Source organism: Winogradskyella rapida (genome assembly GCF_042675845.1).
Classification (GTDB): Bacteria; Bacteroidota; Bacteroidia; order Flavobacteriales; family Flavobacteriaceae; genus Winogradskyella; species Winogradskyella rapida.
In genome coordinates this window covers 144,479-162,992 of sequence record NZ_JBHTKM010000001.1, presented here as the reverse complement: position 1 = coordinate 162,992, position 18,514 = coordinate 144,479, and the positions used below count along the sequence as shown (strand labels likewise).

Genomic DNA, 18,514 nt, shown 5'->3' with positions numbered 1-18,514 from the left:
ATGGGAACAATAAATTTTGATAAATTATTACTAAAGACAGCGTTCTCTTGTATGGCTTGTGATGGTGATATTGATAAACGTGAGGTTAAATTAATTAAAAAATTACACAAGGAAAATAAAACCTTTGGAGATATTGATATTAATGCAGAAATGGATGCTTTATTGATGGCAATAAATAAGGGAGGATATCAATTTTTAAAAGAATATTTTGATGAACTTAATATATCAACATTATCAGAAGCTGAGGAATTAATGCTAATTGCGGTCGCAATAAAAACCATTAAAGCAGATGATATTATTGAGTATAGTGAAGTTAAATTTTTTAAAGTTATTCGTTCAAAATTAAAAATTAAGAATGAGGACATTCTAGAAAAATATCCTGATTTTGAAGATTATTTAGAACAAGATATTATTAGTGATTCATACCTTTTAAGGCTGCAAAATGATTTTTTAGACAATCATATTTCTAATGAGTTTGAGTTAATAAATAAGATTGATAAAGATCTTATTAGTAGCTTTAAAAATGATAATGAATAGTGAGGTTCTTGTAACAACTACACGGTAGATTTCTTATGCCTATCAAGTATGCTTACGAGTATTATCAGTCCGCTCAGTTCTCTGTATTAGTTGGTGTTGATATTTAAAGTCTTAATCCGTTTAAACGACACAATGACAATGCTTGTGTGAGGTTGTCAGATGGTTGATATAAGTATATTGATAAATATGGAAATTTTATATATGATAAATCGTTCTCGGACTTAGGTGTTTTTCATAAAAATTATGCTATTGCCAAAGATAAAAATGGATGGTGCCATATCGATAGACAAGGAAACGAATTATATAAAACTAGATACACAATGGTTGAACCATTTTATAATGGGTATGCTGTTGTGGATACGCTTAATAACAGAAAACAAATCATTAATGAAATAGGGACTGTAATTTTGGAAATATGAGTTTTCCTAGTTAAGTCATTGACATCAATCCATCTAAATTTATAAATAAAGTGCTGTGCCAATAGGGCGTCTCCTAGGTGCTTAGAGTTTCGTTGGCTGTAAGCAAGACGCATTAGTTATAATCTCCAAAGCAACTTTTAACTTTCAGCTTAGATTAAAACTTAAGAATGGTTCGGTTTATTTCGAGATTTATAGAATCTTCGCGGTTGAGCTGTACAATAGCAAAAGTCTACAATGCTAGGGCATTGCTAAAGCCTTTTTTTATGCTTATACGCTTTGAAGCAAAGTTTCAGCACAGCCCATAAAAAAAGTCTAGCACTTTAGTACTAGACTTTTATTGTTGTAGCGAGAACGAGATTTGAACTCGTGACCTCTGGGTTATGAATTTCAATCAAAAGTTTTTTTAATTTTTAAACTATTGATTTGTAATTAGTTAAAAACCCTCTATGTTCTTGATAGTGTACAAAACCGTGTTCGGTTCTATGTTCACTTTTTGTTAGTAATTTTCTTTAATCAAATTTAGAAAAATTTTTGGATTTTTATGGTTTTAAAAATAGATTTTTTCGCTAAAGTCTTTCTATTGTTGACCTTATTCGTAGTCATTAAATAATAGTATAAATGTTTCTTTTGACTACAATCTGCCTTCATTTTAAAGCTTCAGATAGTAATCGTGTTCACAAAAACAGTAAAAAGGGCTAAATTTTTAAATTTTTAAAGAGGTGAATTCGCTATAAAGTCAATGATAGCAAGGGTTTTGATCGTTTTTGAAATTTTACCTAAAAATGCCTCAAAACTCGAAAACCTAAAATAGCCTAAAATATAGGGGATTTTAGGACGTGATATTTTGGTGATTTTAGAGGATAATATTTATAATAATTAGGGAACTATTCGCCTTAAATAAACAAATTTTAAATAAGGCCTTTTCCATTCATTTTTAGTTAACATATTCAAATTATACTTATTTGGTAACATATTTTTGAAAAAGAAGGTACTATTCAATAAATAAAGGTTACTATACCAAATTCATATAAGAAGTAATTTAAAGAAAGCACTAAACTTAAATGCTTATTCAAATAATTGATTTAAGGTGTTACCTTTATATTCCATCATGGATTTTGAATAATTCGAAATTATCAAACTTTAAAAAAAAAAAAATGAAACTTTTAATTATGACAAAAAAAGATTGTAAAGATTTAATGTTTAAAAGATTGGTATGCTTAGAATGATTTAGGACTTCTAGAACTTTTCTTTTCAACATTACAATTAACGTAGAAATAACTAATTTAGGTCAAGTTGTATATTTGGTAGAAATAGTTTCTCCTGGATTTAATGCCAATGACATTCCATTAAATATTCATGTTTTTCAGAAACCTGGTTATTGGTCAAGCGTACTAAAAACTGTTAATATTCGATTTTCAACACAAATAGAGATTTACAAATACGAAACTGCAACCATTTTCTGAAATAGAAAATAATAGAAGAATTTAAAGTTAATCAAATCAGGTAATCTACTGTCAACTTTTAGAACTAATCATCTAATGAACATGATGTAAACAAGGGGAATTAGTTGTTTTTATCAATTAATTCTTTTACAATATTCCCTATTTGGTAAACAGCAGATTTGCTCTTTTTCTTATTATGGGAAAACCCTAAAATATGCATATATTCATGCATAAAATGACCACCTAAATCTCCATATTTACTACTAGCAGACCAAGATTGTAACCTTTGTGGACATATCGCTGTAACTCCATCACCAACTCCATCTATACCAATAGTACTTCCTCTTCTTGGTTTTTTCGCACACCTACGTAACCATTTTTTATGATCAGAATTATCAATAGTTCTAACTTTCAAATTTATCAATCCCTTTTCACCCTTATTGCAACTTACATTATTATCAAGATATTTCTCAGGGCATTGAACCTCGTAACCATTAATAATAGTTTCAAATAATTCAGAATTATTAAGATTATTTGTTTCCAAAAAAATCCCATTTTTTATACTTTTTCTAAATTCATCAGAATTAAGAACTATTTGAAGTTTTTGAATTGTCTCTCTTGCAAAAACCTTATAGTCATCATATCCATTTTTTACAAATTCAATTTCAACTTTGACTTCTTGTCGCTTATCTCCTTGAAAATTCAATATTCCAAATGCAACAATAATTAAATAACAAAACTTAGACATAGAAATTAACTTATTGATTTTTAATAATATAAAGAAAAGATTTTTTTTCAATAAATAAAAATTGTTACTATATTTTTGAATATCTTTAGTGAATCTATAAACCAAAAAGTTATATAAAAATGCCAATAATTCAGGAAATCATCATAAAAATAATTTAATTATTCCCCTACTTTACATTAGAATTAAATTAAGCTTTACAAATAATTTTAATAAATGGAAGAAAAGAAGAAATTAGAAATTGTCGAAGAAAAAAAATCTAGCGGTTGTAATTATAGTCTAAATGATCAGCAAAGATTTGAATTGATTAAAGAAGGTTTTTTATTAGAAGATAGTAACCATCAAGGTTTAAATTTTTTTTCAAAACTCAATTATGTTTATAATGATAAAATATACGCAAAACATTTCAATAATGAAATATGGAGAATTGTATACCTAGGTCAACCTGCTGTTATCAGACATTATGAAGGTAAAGAATTCACTTGTGGTGGAGCCTATGGGTATCCAGTTAAGCAAGATGGAGGATATTTAAAACATGTAAAATTAGGAAGTTTAAAATTTTTAAACGATTTCACACCTTAATGTATTATTAATTTAAAAAAAACAATTAAACTATGAAAACTATTCAGTCTAAATTAATCTCCAAAGCTATTAAAACTAGAAAAAGCGAAAACGTTCCTGCCTTGACAGTTCTTTTAAGTGCAATAAAAATTAATAAAGAAATTGAAAAAATAAGGAAAAGATTAAAAAACAGTCATTTTGCCGTTTTACTTCCTGTTTCACATTTTGAACAAAAAAATCAAGAGAGTGGCTCTCATTTTATAAACAAGTTATGCGCAATATCATCTGGAGATACAACAGAAATTGAAAAATCTGAATATCCTAATTATGAAAGTATTAAATCAGAATGGAATGTTATTGTAAGTAAAAAAATTGAAGACCTTTATCCTGAGAGCAATGAAGGTTATTTTTCTATATCTGATACAAAAATTGAAAGATATGAGGATATTTTTATTTCTGTCACATTAATGGGAATTGAATATTAATTTAGAGTGATAAACGTGTTACAACACTGTGTTTAATTAATTGATTTGATAAATGGTTATTTGAGAAGTTTCTGTGGAATTTTATTGGGTTCGTATTTGTTTGCTAAATTAGTTGCTGAAACACACAACTAACGATACGCAATAACATCAAAACAAGACTTGACCAGTCCTGAATAAAGGCTACATAATTTTAAACATTATGTATAAAAATGACAAAGTAATTAGAGGGTATTCAGAACCTTTCAAACTGAAAATTTTAACCGAACTTACAACCGGTAAACACACAATGAGCGAACTTTATAAACTCTACTCCATTGCACCTAAGGCCGTTAATGAGTGGATTCAAAAATATAATCTCAAAGACCTAATGAACACTAGCGTAAAAGTGGAATCAAAAGACAAAATATCTAGAACTAAAGTGCTCCAAAAAGAGGTTGGACAGCTTAAAAAGGTACTACCTTAAAAGGATCTTGATGCGATGTTAAAAGATTGTTATCTTGAAGTAGCAGCTGAAGATTTCGACTATAAATCAGTTAATGAATTAATATAAAAGCTAAGTATAAAGCCTTAGTTAAAGCTAAAAGACGCAAATCCCTTCCTAGAGAAGGCGTACGTAAACTTATTAGGTCTTTCAATAAAGAGTTTATTAATGCTAATATTAAAGTTGATAGAGACAATTTATTTAAAGTGCTTAGAAATCATAATATGCTTACAATAAGAAAGAAAACCAGTGCTTGAACTACCAACTTTTATCATCGTTTGTATAAAAATAATAACATCAAAAAAGACTTAGAATTTTCTAGAGCTAACCAAGTTTGAATATCTGATATAACATACATTAGAACCGTAAAAGTTTTTTGTTATCCGGCTTTAATAACAGATATGTATTTAAGAAAAATAGTGGGTTATGATATTAGTAACAACATGGAACTTAAAGGATATGTGAGAGTTCTAAATAAGGCGACTTATCAAGCTAAACATTAAATATCTTATTCATCATTCAGACAGAGGAATACAATATTGTAGCAATCAAATCACACAAATACTCAAAAGAAAAATAGATAAACGTTAGTCGGACAGAACAAAATCATTGCTACGAAAACGCTAAGGTTAAACGCGTAAATGGTATCTTGAAAGATGAGTTTTATCTAGATCAAACTTTTGATAGCGTCGCACAAACTAATAGAGCAGAAAATGTAATTAAATTATACAACGAAATAAGATTATATTTATCTTTAGACTATAAAACAGGTTATATGGTATACAAATTATCAGCCTAAAATCAATTTTAATCTGTAGCCATATTTCAGGACTAGACATTTAAAGATAATGGGGAATTATAAAAATATAGAACATGATTTTATTGATAGAACAATGAAATTAATTTCACAATATGATTCGATACTTCACAAATACCCATTTGAGGAACAATATAATTATACTTTATTACTAAACTGCCTTTTAGGTATTATTGTTCTTCCAAAAGAGAAATTTTATACTCATATCCCAAACCCAATTATTACAAATGAGTTAAAGCAGAATATGGGTTTAAATAAATCAACCATTAGTAGAGATTATACTCGATTAAGAGAATTAATTCATGGCTTAAGGAATTCAATCGCACATTTTAGTTTTGAAATAATATCAAATACAGAGGACTTTCTTGTAGACAACATTGTTTTCAAAAAAGCTAAGGAAGAAGGAAATACAGAAATAGCGAATTTCAAGTCAAATGAGTTATTACCTTTTATAAGATATTATGCAGATTTGGTGAAATCTAACATTTTAGAATATAAATAGTATATAGCTAGAACTTTAGTGCCCAAAATTCAATTGCTAATTATTATAATTACATAAAAAAGGTTTTTTGGAAGACTCGTGAAATACGTTGCAACCAATAGTAGTTCCATTTTTACTAATTCCTGTGTGCCGAATTTCACTTCCAATATCCCAAGTTTTTATTATAACAATATCCTTGTGGTTAATAAAAAAAACGTAAGCATAATTATGAGATGTATAAATCGTATATATACCTTTTTTTTCTTCAGTTTTCGTAATAGTAAATTTCATTATTTCATTATTTTATTATTTAGTTTTGAGTAAAACTAAAAATAGATAATACTAAAAATTAATTTCCTTTATAGCTATATTATGCTTTTTACGACATAAAGACGACAGCCAACACCGTGTATAATTAATTGCTATGTTCTTCCCTACTTGCGAAAATTCTTGCGGAATTTTCACGGGTTCATAAATGTTTGTTAACTTAGTTGCTAAACCACGCAACTAACCATACACAAACACGCTGGTAGTAATAAAGACAAAACAAGAATGAAACTTAATATAAAACTAAAATGAGCAGTTACTTTTACTTAAACGCCGAAAAAAACGCTCTGAATATAAATTTCATCGAATCTCTGAATAAGTATTCAGATGAGAATCAAAGTTTGATTTATGCTTTAGATAGACCTCTAACTGATCAAAAGTATTCATACAATTACTCTAAGGCATTAATAGTTTTATCACCTAAAAATAAGATAGCAATTTTAAATTTTGGAGATAGAAGGGATAATGAAAATTTCGAAAATTTTGTAGAAGATATAATTGAAGATATTGGTTTTATTTCTGACAAGTATTTATATAAAGAAATCATTGGTAGAACTCGTAAATGGCGCTCATCGCTGATCGAAGTCTTTTCAGAAACGCATGATATAGACGATATAGAAACTTTTCTATCAGCATTAAAATTAACTACGGATATTGAAAGAAAAAAAATAGAGCTATTAATATCATTATTTATAGGTAGTATTAATGATATTGATAGAGTTAAAGAAGAAGTTCCTTCCACCGAATTAGATAAAGTAAAACAAAAAATTCAACTATTTGATGGCGACCAAACTCGCTTTGTGTATGAAAATCCTAACAAGAAAAAAATTAGAATTCAAGGTTTATCTGGTACAGGAAAAACAGAACTTTTATTACACAAATTAAAAGATTTATATATCAATGATATAGATTCTAAAATATTCTTTACTTGCCATAGTAAAGTACTAGCTGATAGTTTACGTAAGAGAATTCCAAATTTTTTTAATTTCATGAAAGTGGAACAACAAATTGAATGGGATGAAAGATTATGGTGTACAAATTCTTGGGGCTCTAATTCATTTCCGAACTCTGGTGCTTATAGATATATATGTGCTTTCTATAAAATTCCATTTTATAGTTGGTCTTACCAGATGTCTTTCAGTAAGGCTTGTAAACTAGCAATAGATGACATCAAAGCAAAATATTCTAAGGAGAACATGAAATTCGCCTTAACATATATGTTTATTGACGAAAGTCAAGATTTTGATGAAAACTTTTTCAACTTGTGTGAATTAGTAACTGAAAAGAACATCTATGTTGCAGGCGATATTTTTCAAAGTATTTTCGATGAAAATATTTCGAGTACTATTGAACCAGATTTCCTACTAGGAAAATGTTATAGAACGGACCCAAAAACATTAATGTTTGCTCATGCTTTAGGTATGGGATTATTTGAAGAAACAAAACTTCGGTGGTTAGAAGAAAGAGAATGGAAAGATTGTGGATATAATGTAAAAATTAAAGAATCCAAATTTCATTTAAGCAGAGAACCACTTAGACGATTTGAAGATTTAGAAATGGGCTTTGAAAGCATTAGGATTGTTGAAATCTCAAAGTCATTTTCTGATACTGCATTAAATATTATTAGTGAATTAATAGAAGAAAATGTAACAATTCAGCCTGACGATATTGGTATAATCCTTTTAGATACTGATCAAGACACATACGAATTAGCCGATATACTCGAAGTAAAGATTCAAAAAAAATTTGGATGGCATATTAATAAAGCATACGAAACTAAAGAGAGAATACCAGATACTCTTTTCATGAGTAATAGGAATAACGTTAAAGGATTAGAATTCCCATTCGTGATATGTATAACTTCTAGAATCAAAGACAGTCCAAGCTATAGAAATTCTCTTTATACAATGCTTACAAGGTCTTTTATCAAATCTTTTTTTCTTACTCAACCAGGAAACAAATCTGGTTTGACAGACGCAATGAAAGAGGGTTTAAAACAAATCGTAGCAACACAAGAAATGATTATACAAGAACCTAGTGAATTAGAAAAACAAAAAATTCAAACTAGATTTAAATATAGCCTTAAAAAAATGTCGCATTTTGATTTAATGATGTCAATTTTTAAAGAATTAAAAATTGAAAAAAAATATCAAGACAATTTATTACAAGCAGCTCAAAAAATGAATCTTTTAGAAAGTGATTATCAAACCTTAAAAGAGTTTGTAGAATACAATATGAAGTTTCTTCCTAAGTTTATTTTATGAAGTTGATTGAAAAAGAAATATTACCATTTCAAGAGAAAGATTTTTTCTTTCCAATAAGAGATAAGGTTGATTACGCAAGAATAATAATTTTTGCTACGCGAAAATTATTGTTAAATATTAATAATGATGACATCGAATGTTCTTCAGTGATGAAATTATTAATAGAAAAAATGAGTAGGTTATTTTTTTATAAGGAGAAAAAATACTTCAGCATATCGTTTCCATTTACGGTATTAATGGAAGATGGCAAAATCATTAAAATAACAACACTAACAGGTAAAACAGTAAATAATCAATATTTATCAAATGCCCTCTTAGTTTTAAATGACGAGCAATTCAAACTGAATCCATCATTATTAGATTATTATATTGAAGCTAATAATGGAGAATCACATGGGATAAATATTCTCGAAGAAATATTTCAGTCAGAGCCTGCTTATATTCGGTATGATAATGACCCTAAAAATGAAGATGGCAAAAAACATCCTCTTCATCATCTTGATATTAATTATTCATCATATGGCACATATAAATTAGGCTTAAATAGTGTAATAATTGAAAACAACTTTGAAGACGTTTTAAATATAAATACCAACTGTTCATATTTAGATAAATAAAATTACTACTGCCAACACCGCTTATTATTAATTGTTTGGTTCTTCCTTCTTATGAAAGCCTTCGCGGACTTTCTTGTTCGGTAAATATTTACTGAATTAGTTGCTGAAACAACGCCGCTAACCATACACAATAACGTTAAAACAAGACTTCCTAAAGAACCATAAATTTTATATATACGGTTATGGATATCGGTCCTAACGAGGCCTTTAATTATCTAATGTTTGGATTCGGTACAGGTGAACTCATTATTATAAGTTAGCTAATTCAGGATTCTTGGAATCTCTATTATTGAATTTGTTTAAATCTTAGTCCTGGGGGAAAAGTGTTATACGATTTGAACGGATAAAATAACTGTGCCCAAAGCGTACAGAATTAACTGCTAGTTTGACCTATTTAAGAAAAGCATATAGGCTTTTCTATTACGTCTCTATTCGCTAAACTATATCTTGAAATACTCCATAAATTATAAGTAAAAAGGGTAGGTTTGTGGTATATGACTCATGAGAGTCATTATGTAACCAGTCGGCAAACATCGAAACCCATACTAACAATGACATTTTCTTAACTAATGAAAAAAATTACATTCTAATCTTAATTATTTTATTATTTACAATCAACACCGAAGCTTAAAAATGTAACAGATGTTGTTACAGGATTAAATAATCCTTGGGGACTTTTATTAAACGGTAATGATCGTTATATTTCCGAAGTCGATGGTGATAAAATTTCAAAAATTGATATTATGGAAATAACACCAACAATAACTAATATTATTACAGGTGTTGACAATCCTAAAGGACTAGTATTGAATGGAGATGATCTTTATGTTTCTCGATTGTTTGAATATAAAATTTCAAAAATTGATATTGCAGCGGCAATACCAACGGCAACTGATGTTGATACAGGTTTAAACGGAGCAGGTGGACTTGCATTAGATGGAAATAACCTTTATGTTTCTACATATTATGCTAATAAGATTTCAATCATTGATATTACAGCGGCAACACCAACAGCAATCGATGTTGTTACAGGATTAAGTGGTCTTTCAGGACTTTTATTAAATAGAAACGATCTTTATATTGCTCAATATGGTGGTAATAAGATTTCAAAAATTGAAATTACAGCAACAACGCCAACGGTAACAGATGTCGTTAAAGGGGTAAACAATCCTTCTCGACTTGCGCTATATGGGAATGATCTTTATATTGCTGAATGAGATGGTAATAAAACATCAAAATTAACGCTATCAACTAGTAACGTAAATGTTTATCAAACAATTAGCTTGCACCCTAATCCAGCAATTAATTTTCTTCAAATTTCTGGATTGATAGAAACACAGGATTACAAAATTTACAATAGTTTAGGGAAAGAAGTAAAAAATGGAAGCATTTCTAATCAAGAAAAAATTAATATACAAAATTTAACAAAAGGAATTTATTTTTTAAATTTTGCTAATGGAAGTACTTTCAAATTTTTAAAAGAATAAAACACAACGTTTGCTAACAAGGTATATTAAAATAGCAGTTAAGTTTAAACTTCAAAGTTTTTACTTTTCTACTATTTTTATTTTTAACGTATAAAAATTAAAATTATAGTCTGCTACTTCCCATCATATGTATTAGATGCAAATTTTTGGCGGATTTTCAGGATTTCTTATCCTTTTACTAACAAGCTTTTCACTGAAAGAAAAACTGCTTTTGCGATAAAATATAAAAGACAGGCAAACATAGCATATTAGGTATGGCTAGGTTAGCATCTTCTTATAAAAATCATGTCATAGATAGAGTGTTACGTAGAAAAAAATGATACTCATATTAAATTGCTAAGCATAATTTCTACCGAGAACACGGTAATTACTCTTAGGGGACATAACAATGATCCTACATCGTACTCAACAGAAAAAATCCTCAATCTCTAATGAGCTACGCCTTAATGCACATATACATGTGTACACTTTTTTGCATAGGGTTTAGCTTACGGATTACCGTAATGAAAACCTAGTAATTGGTGTTAAGTTCGTTGTATATAGTCGGAACATACTGAAAACAGACGCTAAACAGAAGTAGGTATTTAATAAATAACCTTAATAAAAATGAAAAAACTATTACTTCTTACAATCATTAGCTTTTTACTATTACCAACGCAGGTTAAAGCACAAAACGATGGTGCCGTTGCAGGTGCTTTAGCTGGTGGTTTGCTAGCTATTGGTGCAGGTGTTTCTGCGGTAAAGCAAATGGAAGAACAGGCCGAACTGCAGGCCACACAGTATGTCCTTGCAAATCACCCTGAACTGACAAGTTTTTCTTTAAAAACATTAGATTTTGATGGTAAAAAATTAAAAGATATGTCTGCTGTGTCTGTTATTTCTTATGAGATCCAAGAATTTACACCAGAGGACAAACCTATTTTAAATGGGAAAAAGCAAGTGTTGTTCGCTTTTACAAGTCAAGGCTGGATAAATCAAAGCGGTATTAATTTTGACAAAATCACTTGGTACCTTATTGATAATGATGAGTGGATGCGTATTATGGTGGCTTATGTAAAAGTTTCGTCTAATGAAAAAGACGAAGGGACTTTAGAAAGCACTTTGAAAGAAGGGCGTGTTGTAAATAAAGGCGTGAAGATTAAAAGTAAGCTTGTTATACCCTTTTTTAAACTAGAAGGCGATATGTATGTGGTAACCGATTATTCCGAGGACATGAAATTGGTATACAATGAACGCTCTTTAGGTATTTTTCTAAAAGCTACGAGAGATTTAGTGCAAATGGGACGTGGAGATTTGATAAAAATTCATGAGTTTTTGTTTGCTGAGGAAAATTAATATAACCAAATACTAAATGAACATGATAAAACAATTAATAATTAGTTTAATCCTAGTATTAGGAAGCTTACAACTCAATGCCCAAACTTGTGAAGAGTTAATGGAATATGTAAAAGGGCAAAGTACGGGAACCACCTACACGAGTTACACGAGTGATGCTATTTCTAAAGTCACATTTTATACTATTGCTGTAGATTACAAAACCCTATATTTTGCCATCGTCTGTTTTAAACAGAAGTATAGTTATAGATGTAGTGAGTATATCTATCAGGTAGGTTCATCTACAAAATTTAATTATTCTATAAATTACTTAAATAGTGCAGGAAAAGCGTTTTGGAAGTATATTCAACCGTATAATGAAGTTTTAGAATGTGGACCAAATTACGAGTAGCGTGAATCCATTCATTTTAGTGGTGAACGATTTATAATTTAGAGTTATTATAAAAGAATAAATAGGTACAGGATTATATAAAATCATTTCGTTAATTTCTTTCTTTTTATATCTTTAAACCACTTTAAAAGAATTATCAAAATACCTTAAACCTATTCATGGCAAAAACCAAAAATACCTTTGAGCAAGACTTGTTCAAAGCAGCAGATAAACTGCGTAAAAATATAGACGCAGCAGAGTACAAACACGTAGTTCTCGGCCTTATCTTTTTAAAATATATTTCAGAATCTTTTGATGAGTTGTATCAAAAATTAGATGCAGACGAATACTCAGATCCAGAAGATAGAGACGAGTACATTGCCGAAAACACTTTTTTCGTGCCTAAACTAGCACGTTGGTCTCACATTCACGCACAAGCCAAATTACCAAGCATTGGTCAAACTATTGACGAAGCTATGGAAGCGGTAGAAAAAGAAAACAAAGAACTTAAAAACGTATTACCTCAGGTTTACGGTAAAGCTAATTTAGATAAAGCGGCTTTAGGGGAATTGATAGATTTAATATCAAACACTGAGTTACAAGCCGAAAACGAAAACTCTAAAGACCTCTTTGGTCGTGTGTACGAATACTTTTTAGGAGAATTTGCCAATGCAGAAGGAAAAAAAGGCGGACAATTCTACACGCCAAAAGCCATTGTAAAATTGATGGTAGAAATGATAGAACCTTACAAGGGGCGTATTTACGACCCTGCTTCGGGTTCTGGCGGTATGTTTATTATGAGTGAAAAGTTTGTTACTGCACACTCTGGTAACAGTAAAGACATTACGGTTTACGGACAAGAAAGTAACCAAACCACTTGGAAACTCTCGCGTATGAACCTTGCTATACGTAACATTAATAGCAAGTTTGTAGCATGGAATACCGAAGGCTCTTTTTTAAAAGATGCACATCCAGATTTAAAAGCCGATTATATACTAGCAAACCCACCATTTAACCAAAAAGAATGGGGAATAGATATTTTACAAGACGATGCACGTTGGCAATACGGCACACCACCAAATGGGAATGCCAATTTTGGTTGGATGCAACACATGTTGTACCATTTATCGCCACGTGGCGTTATGGCTACTGTTTTAGCCAATGGTTCCTTAAGTTCTAATACCTCTGGCGAAGGCGATATACGTAAAACCCTAGTAGAAGCAGGTTTGGTAGAGTGTATTGTAGCCTTACCCAAACAACTGTTTTATAACACAGGTATTCCTGCTTGTATTTGGTACTTGCGCAGAGGTAGAACCAACACCAACGAAGTATTGTTTATCGATGCCTCAGAAATGGGCTTTATGAAATCTAGAGTACACCGCGATTTTACCGAAGAAGACATCACCAAAATACGAGACACTTATCTTAATTGGCGAAAGTCTCGTCATGCTGAACTTGATTCAGCATCTCAACCCTATCAAGACATAAAAGGTTACTGCAAAAGCGCAACCTTAGACGCTATACGCAAACACAACCACGTACTAACACCAGGACGTTACGTAGGTATCCCAGACGAAGAAGATGATGGCATCCCTTTTGAAGATAAAATGGCAGACCTTGCCGATACTTTAAAACAACAAATGCACCAAGAGGAAGCCCTAAACCAAGAGATTAAAACACAACTGGCTAATATTGGGTTTAAATTATGAGTAGTGTAGAGGATAAATTACCTGAGGGTTGGATGGAGACTACTTTTGGAGAACAATATTTAGATGTTTTGAACGGTTACGCTTTTAAATCGAAAGATTTCGCTACACGAAAAATTGATGAGAATTATCTACCTGTTTTAAAGATTAAAAATGTTGCTAATGGGGATGCAAATCATAATGATGTTGTGTTTCATTTAGTAGAGGAAAAATTTGAAAAATACAGAATAAAGGAAAAGGATATTTTAATTGCTTTGACTGGGAATCATCCGTTTGCTAAAACACAAGTAGTCGGTGGTGTTTCGAGATATAAAATGAAATTAGATTCATTATTAAACCAAAGGGTTGCTAAATTAAAGGCTGGTAATAATGAGCTACTCAACGATGATTTTATTTATAATTTTTTTAAATGGAATGAAACTCAGTTTTACATAGGAAATCAATCTAGTGGTAGTGCTAGTCAAGCTAATATATCTAAGAATGATATTTTAAATATTCCCTTGAACCTTCCACCAATCCAAGAACAAAAAGCCATAGCTAAGGTCTTAACCGCTTTTGATGATAAAATAGAAAACCTACGCGCACAAAACCAAACTTTAGAGCAAACCGCACAAACTGTTTTTAAGGAGTGGTTTGGTAAATACCAAATTGATGATGAATTGCCTGAGGGTTGGCGTGTTGGGAAGTTGGGGGAAGAATTTGATATTTCAATTGGAAGAACACCACCAAGAAAACAAACTCAGTGGTTTTCAGATAAACCAATAGGTAAAAAGTGGGTTTCTATTAAGGATATTGGAAATAGTGGTATTTATATAGATACAACTTCCGAGTATTTAACGGATCAAGCAATAGATAAATTTAACATTCCAGTTATTCCCGAAAACACGACTATTTTAAGTTTTAAAATGACAGTAGGTAAATTAACAATAACTACGGAAGAAATGCTCTCAAATGAAGCTATCGCGCATTTAAAACTTAAAGATGGAACTTGTTTAACTTCAGAATTTATCTATCTATACTTGCAAAATTTGGATTTCAATGCGTTAGGAAGTACTTCTTCGATTGTTACTGCAATTAATTCAACAATGATTAAGAATCTTGATTTTGTTATTCCAAATGAAGAAAAATTAAAAGATTTTGAAAGTATAGTTAATTCAATTTTTAAAAAAATAAAGAATAATTCAAAACAAATCCAAACCTTAACTAAAACCAGAGATGCTTTATTACCAAAGTTAATGCGTGGTGATATTCGGGTTAATGGGTTTAAAAAGTAAAAATAATATTAGCTAATAAAATTAAAACTAACCAAATAGTTCATGAGGGAAGATAATAAACAACACGTTTATCAATTATATACCAATTTTATTGAACATTGTTTATTAAAAAATAATGCAGCATTAACTAATGAAGAAGATATATTTAGTCTTGAAAACCTTTTTAAGGTTAAAGCATGTTTTTTAGATAAAGCCATCGATGGTAGCGGACCAAGCTATTGGGATAAAATAAAACTACAGTTTCAAGAGGCTAATTACCAAGTGCGCTTGTGTTTTGTACATTTAAACTGGTTGTGGTATTTACCTGCAAACGATATTAAACCAGAGACTAAAAAAGACACACCTTTTTGGATTTTAAAGGATGAAGAGTTTACGGAACGTTTCAACAATAATAAAAAAGATAATTACTTTCCACTAGAGGGTATTGGTTCTGCTGGTCAGTACCATAAAACCAATAAACCAATGGAGATTAATTTTTTATTAATACTCTGTATTTTAATAAAGCAAGCGGTTGAAAAAGGAGAGTTAAACTCAGTTGAAGATGTAAATGATTTTATCATTAATAACGCAAATAATGTGTTTGATGAAAATACTTATAATATTCCTGAAAAAGAATATAAGTTATTAGAGAATAGAGCGTTTGCAATGCAAAATTTAATAATGCATTTAGCTAAACCCGAGTATTACGAGCCTATTGCATCTAAACAAGATAAAGCCGCTATAAAATCTAATTTTTATGCACTTATAAAAGATACAGAAGAAGCTAAAGCGGAAGGTTTAACTATAGACGATGAAATACATCTCATTAAAAAAGAATTAGAAAAATCTGGTATTACAAATAGTTTTTATGCACCACAATTATGGAGCATTTGGAATAAAGGTTTACACAATGTATCGGAGGACATAATGACGTTGCAATTTAAAAAAGCGTTGGTGTATTATGGTCCACCAGGAACAGGAAAAACACATACAGCCAAAGCATTAGCAGAATCTTTTATTACCAATCATTTTTTACATAGAAAGGAAAACTTAAAAGAGTATTTTGATAATGGTTTAAAAGATATTGATGATAGAATACACAAGCTGCAGTTTAATCCAAATACATCTTACGAAGATTTTATTGCAGGTTACCAATTAAAAGCAACCGAAAAAGGTTCAGAAACCATTGCTGTAAAAGGTCAGTTGTTTGATATTATAGAAAAGGCAAATAAGGAAAATAAAACTACCGATGAAAAAGGACAAGTTAAATTGCCTCATGTTCTTATTTTAGATGAAATAAATAGGGTGGATTTATCTCGAGTTTTTGGTGAGTTATTTTCAGCTATGGAATATAGAAACGAGCCTATTAAAACAGCCATAAAAGGGATAGAATTAACCATGCCAGACAATTTGCACATTATTGGTACAATGAACGAAATAGATTTTTCTGTAGAACGCATGGACTTTGCTTTACGTCGTCGTTTTGTTTGGAAATTTAAAGGCTATAACGATGCTGTTTTATTAGAAATGTTAGGTGTTTATTTTAACGATAAACATTTTGAAGAACTTAAAAACGATTATGTAGACGCATGTTCAGCTTTAAATTATTACATAAGTAATAACATAGAAGAGTTAGGGGAAGCCTATCAAATAGGACATACTTTTTTTGCAGAACTATCTAAAGTTTATCAAGAGCATTACAATTTAACAGGTAAAGGACGCTTAAAAAAGAAATTGTTTAAAGAAACTAAAGATATTTTATGGTCAATATCTATAGAGCCTATGTTAGTAGCTTTTTTAGGTAATACAGATAAAGCAAGTGTAAAAGAATATATAAATAGAGCCTACGCAATATTTTCAAATGGAAAGTAATATTATTTATATGCCACCAGTTAAAGATTGCACTATTGTTGAAATAGATGCAGGTATGGCTATGCATATAAATAGTTGTTTTACAAAGCAAAATATTTTTAAAATAAGTAATACTGTAAAAGAAGAAGAGTTGCCACTCTTAACTTATGACTATAAATTTAATAAATGGCGAACAGGACGCTTTATTGGTAAGCTGTTTTTTAATTATAACAATCAAGATTACTGTTTTGAGGTCGTTCCTCGTTTTGGGAATGCCTCAGTTATGCATTTGTTGGAGGAAATATTTAATATAAAATTGGCGCAATGTAATTCTAGTAATAAGTTAGAAGGTAATGTGCAGAATGAACTTATTAAAAAGTTAATAAGCTTTATTTGGGTAAAGCAATTAAGTAAAGCCAATGTACATGGCTTGCCTAAAAACAAAGTTAAAAAAGAATATAAAAGCCTTACCGTAAAAGGACGAATTGATATAAGAAAAAGTGTGTTGCCTATTTACAACGAAAATCAAATGGTTTCTACACTCATTGAAAAACAAGTAGACCAAACCATAATAGCCATACTTTATAAAGCTTATAGAATACTTTGTAAAAATTATTTTTTATCACAAAATATGCTAACAGATGCTGTAAAAAAAGTTGTTAATTCATCTTCAAGTTATAATCGTATTTCTGTAACTACAAATCAGTACAATAATATTAAATATGGAGCTATGTATGCTAATTATAAATCGATTGTAGATTTTTCTTGGCAAATCATTCAACGTAAAAATAACAGTATTTCTCAAGAGCAATTCAATACATCAAATGAAGCCTTATTTTTGGATATGGCAGAAATTTGGGAAAACTATTTAATGACTATCTTAAAAAAACGATATGCCATTGAAGGTTGGAAAGTATATTCTCAAAAGTTTAATATCTACAAAGAACAAAAGTTTAAAAGAGGATTAATACCAGATATTATTATCGAGAAAGATAACAACGTTGTGGTTTTTGATGCTAAATATAAAAACATGTCTTCGCGTAGATATGATTATGATAGATCAGACTTTTTTCAAATTCATACTTATGGGTCATTTTTAGAGTCTCAAAATAAAAAAATTATTGGTTTAGGTTTAATATATCCATTGCAAAAATGTTTTGACGAAGAGTTATTAAAAAGTAATTTTTCAAATAATTTATACGGAGAATCAATTAATAAATCTTGGTTTAAAGTGGATGGAATAAAGTTATCTAATTCTATTGAAGAATTATCAAATCAAAAAAACGCTTTTTTAAATAGGTTTCATAAAAACCTGATGTACACTAATTAAATAGAT

General features: G+C 29.9%; 18 protein-coding genes. 17 read left to right on the top strand and 1 reads right to left on the bottom strand.

Annotation, left to right across the window (positions count from 1 at the left end; genetic code table 11):
• The gene (locus tag ACFQ13_RS00720; protein WP_386113177.1) at positions 1–537 is read left to right on the top strand and encodes a hypothetical protein; all 537 of its coding nucleotides are present in this window, start codon (positions 1–3) and stop codon (positions 535–537) included.
• Positions 538–713: 176 nt separating this feature from the next.
• Positions 714–956 (top strand): WG repeat-containing protein, encoded by a 243-nt coding sequence (locus ACFQ13_RS00715; protein ID WP_386113398.1) that lies wholly within the window; start codon positions 714–716, stop codon positions 954–956.
• Between the two features lie 1,563 nt (positions 957–2,519).
• Here ACFQ13_RS00715 and ACFQ13_RS00710 read toward each other — a convergent pair.
• Entirely contained in the window at positions 2,520–3,197 is a 678-nt protein-coding gene (locus ACFQ13_RS00710) for a hypothetical protein (RefSeq protein ID WP_386113176.1), read from the bottom strand.
• 162 nt (positions 3,198–3,359) lie between these two features.
• Between ACFQ13_RS00710 and ACFQ13_RS00705 the strand changes: the two genes are divergently transcribed.
• From ACFQ13_RS00705 to ACFQ13_RS00635, 15 genes are all read left to right on the top strand, one after another.
• Positions 3,360–3,725 carry a hypothetical protein gene (locus tag ACFQ13_RS00705; protein ID WP_386113175.1) on the top strand — a complete coding sequence of 122 codons (366 nt, stop codon included), beginning with the start codon at positions 3,360–3,362 and terminating at the stop codon, positions 3,723–3,725.
• 32 nt (positions 3,726–3,757) lie between these two features.
• Positions 3,758–4,189, top strand: coding sequence for a hypothetical protein (locus ACFQ13_RS00700; protein WP_386113174.1), 432 nt, complete (start codon positions 3,758–3,760; stop codon positions 4,187–4,189).
• Between the two features lie 199 nt (positions 4,190–4,388).
• Positions 4,389–4,652, top strand: a complete 264-nt coding sequence (locus ACFQ13_RS00695; protein WP_386113173.1) for a transposase — start codon at positions 4,389–4,391, stop codon at positions 4,650–4,652.
• Positions 4,653–5,250: 598 nt separating this feature from the next.
• Entirely contained in the window at positions 5,251–5,469 is a 219-nt protein-coding gene (locus tag ACFQ13_RS00690; protein WP_386113396.1) for an integrase core domain-containing protein, read from the top strand.
• Positions 5,470–5,518: 49 nt separating this feature from the next.
• A complete protein-coding gene (locus ACFQ13_RS00685; protein ID WP_386113172.1) occupies positions 5,519–5,989 on the top strand; it encodes a HEPN family nuclease in 471 nt (156 codons plus the stop codon).
• 554 nt (positions 5,990–6,543) lie between these two features.
• A complete protein-coding gene (locus ACFQ13_RS00680; RefSeq protein WP_386113171.1) occupies positions 6,544–8,559 on the top strand; it encodes a DEAD/DEAH box helicase in 2,016 nt (671 codons plus the stop codon).
• Positions 8,556–9,176 (top strand): hypothetical protein, encoded by a 621-nt coding sequence (locus ACFQ13_RS00675; RefSeq protein WP_386113170.1) that lies wholly within the window; start codon positions 8,556–8,558, stop codon positions 9,174–9,176. Before ACFQ13_RS00680 ends, ACFQ13_RS00675 begins: the two co-directional genes overlap by 4 nt.
• A gap of 743 nt (positions 9,177–9,919) precedes the next feature.
• Positions 9,920–10,393: a YncE family protein gene (locus ACFQ13_RS00670; RefSeq protein ID WP_386113169.1), complete on the top strand. Its 474-nt coding sequence runs from the start codon at positions 9,920–9,922 to the stop codon at positions 10,391–10,393.
• 66 nt (positions 10,394–10,459) lie between these two features.
• Positions 10,460–10,663 (top strand): T9SS type A sorting domain-containing protein, encoded by a 204-nt coding sequence (locus ACFQ13_RS00665; RefSeq protein WP_386113168.1) that lies wholly within the window; start codon positions 10,460–10,462, stop codon positions 10,661–10,663.
• 606 nt (positions 10,664–11,269) lie between these two features.
• Positions 11,270–11,998 (top strand): hypothetical protein, encoded by a 729-nt coding sequence (locus ACFQ13_RS00660; RefSeq protein WP_386113167.1) that lies wholly within the window; start codon positions 11,270–11,272, stop codon positions 11,996–11,998.
• Between the two features lie 22 nt (positions 11,999–12,020).
• Entirely contained in the window at positions 12,021–12,389 is a 369-nt protein-coding gene (locus ACFQ13_RS00655; protein WP_386113166.1) for a hypothetical protein, read from the top strand.
• Between the two features lie 158 nt (positions 12,390–12,547).
• Positions 12,548–14,077 carry a type I restriction-modification system subunit M gene (locus ACFQ13_RS00650; protein WP_386113165.1) on the top strand — a complete coding sequence of 510 codons (1,530 nt, stop codon included), beginning with the start codon at positions 12,548–12,550 and terminating at the stop codon, positions 14,075–14,077.
• On the top strand, positions 14,074–15,348 hold the full coding sequence (locus ACFQ13_RS00645; RefSeq protein WP_386113164.1) for a restriction endonuclease subunit S: 1,275 nt from the start codon (positions 14,074–14,076) through the stop codon (positions 15,346–15,348). Before ACFQ13_RS00650 ends, ACFQ13_RS00645 begins: the two co-directional genes overlap by 4 nt.
• Positions 15,349–15,390: 42 nt before the next feature.
• Positions 15,391–17,199 carry an McrB family protein gene (locus ACFQ13_RS00640; RefSeq protein WP_386113163.1) on the top strand — a complete coding sequence of 603 codons (1,809 nt, stop codon included), beginning with the start codon at positions 15,391–15,393 and terminating at the stop codon, positions 17,197–17,199.
• Positions 17,189–18,508, top strand: coding sequence for a 5-methylcytosine restriction system specificity protein McrC (locus ACFQ13_RS00635; protein ID WP_386113162.1), 1,320 nt, complete (start codon positions 17,189–17,191; stop codon positions 18,506–18,508). The genes ACFQ13_RS00640 and ACFQ13_RS00635 overlap by 11 nt, the downstream gene beginning before the upstream one ends.
• The last annotated feature ends 6 nt before the right edge of the window (positions 18,509–18,514 follow it).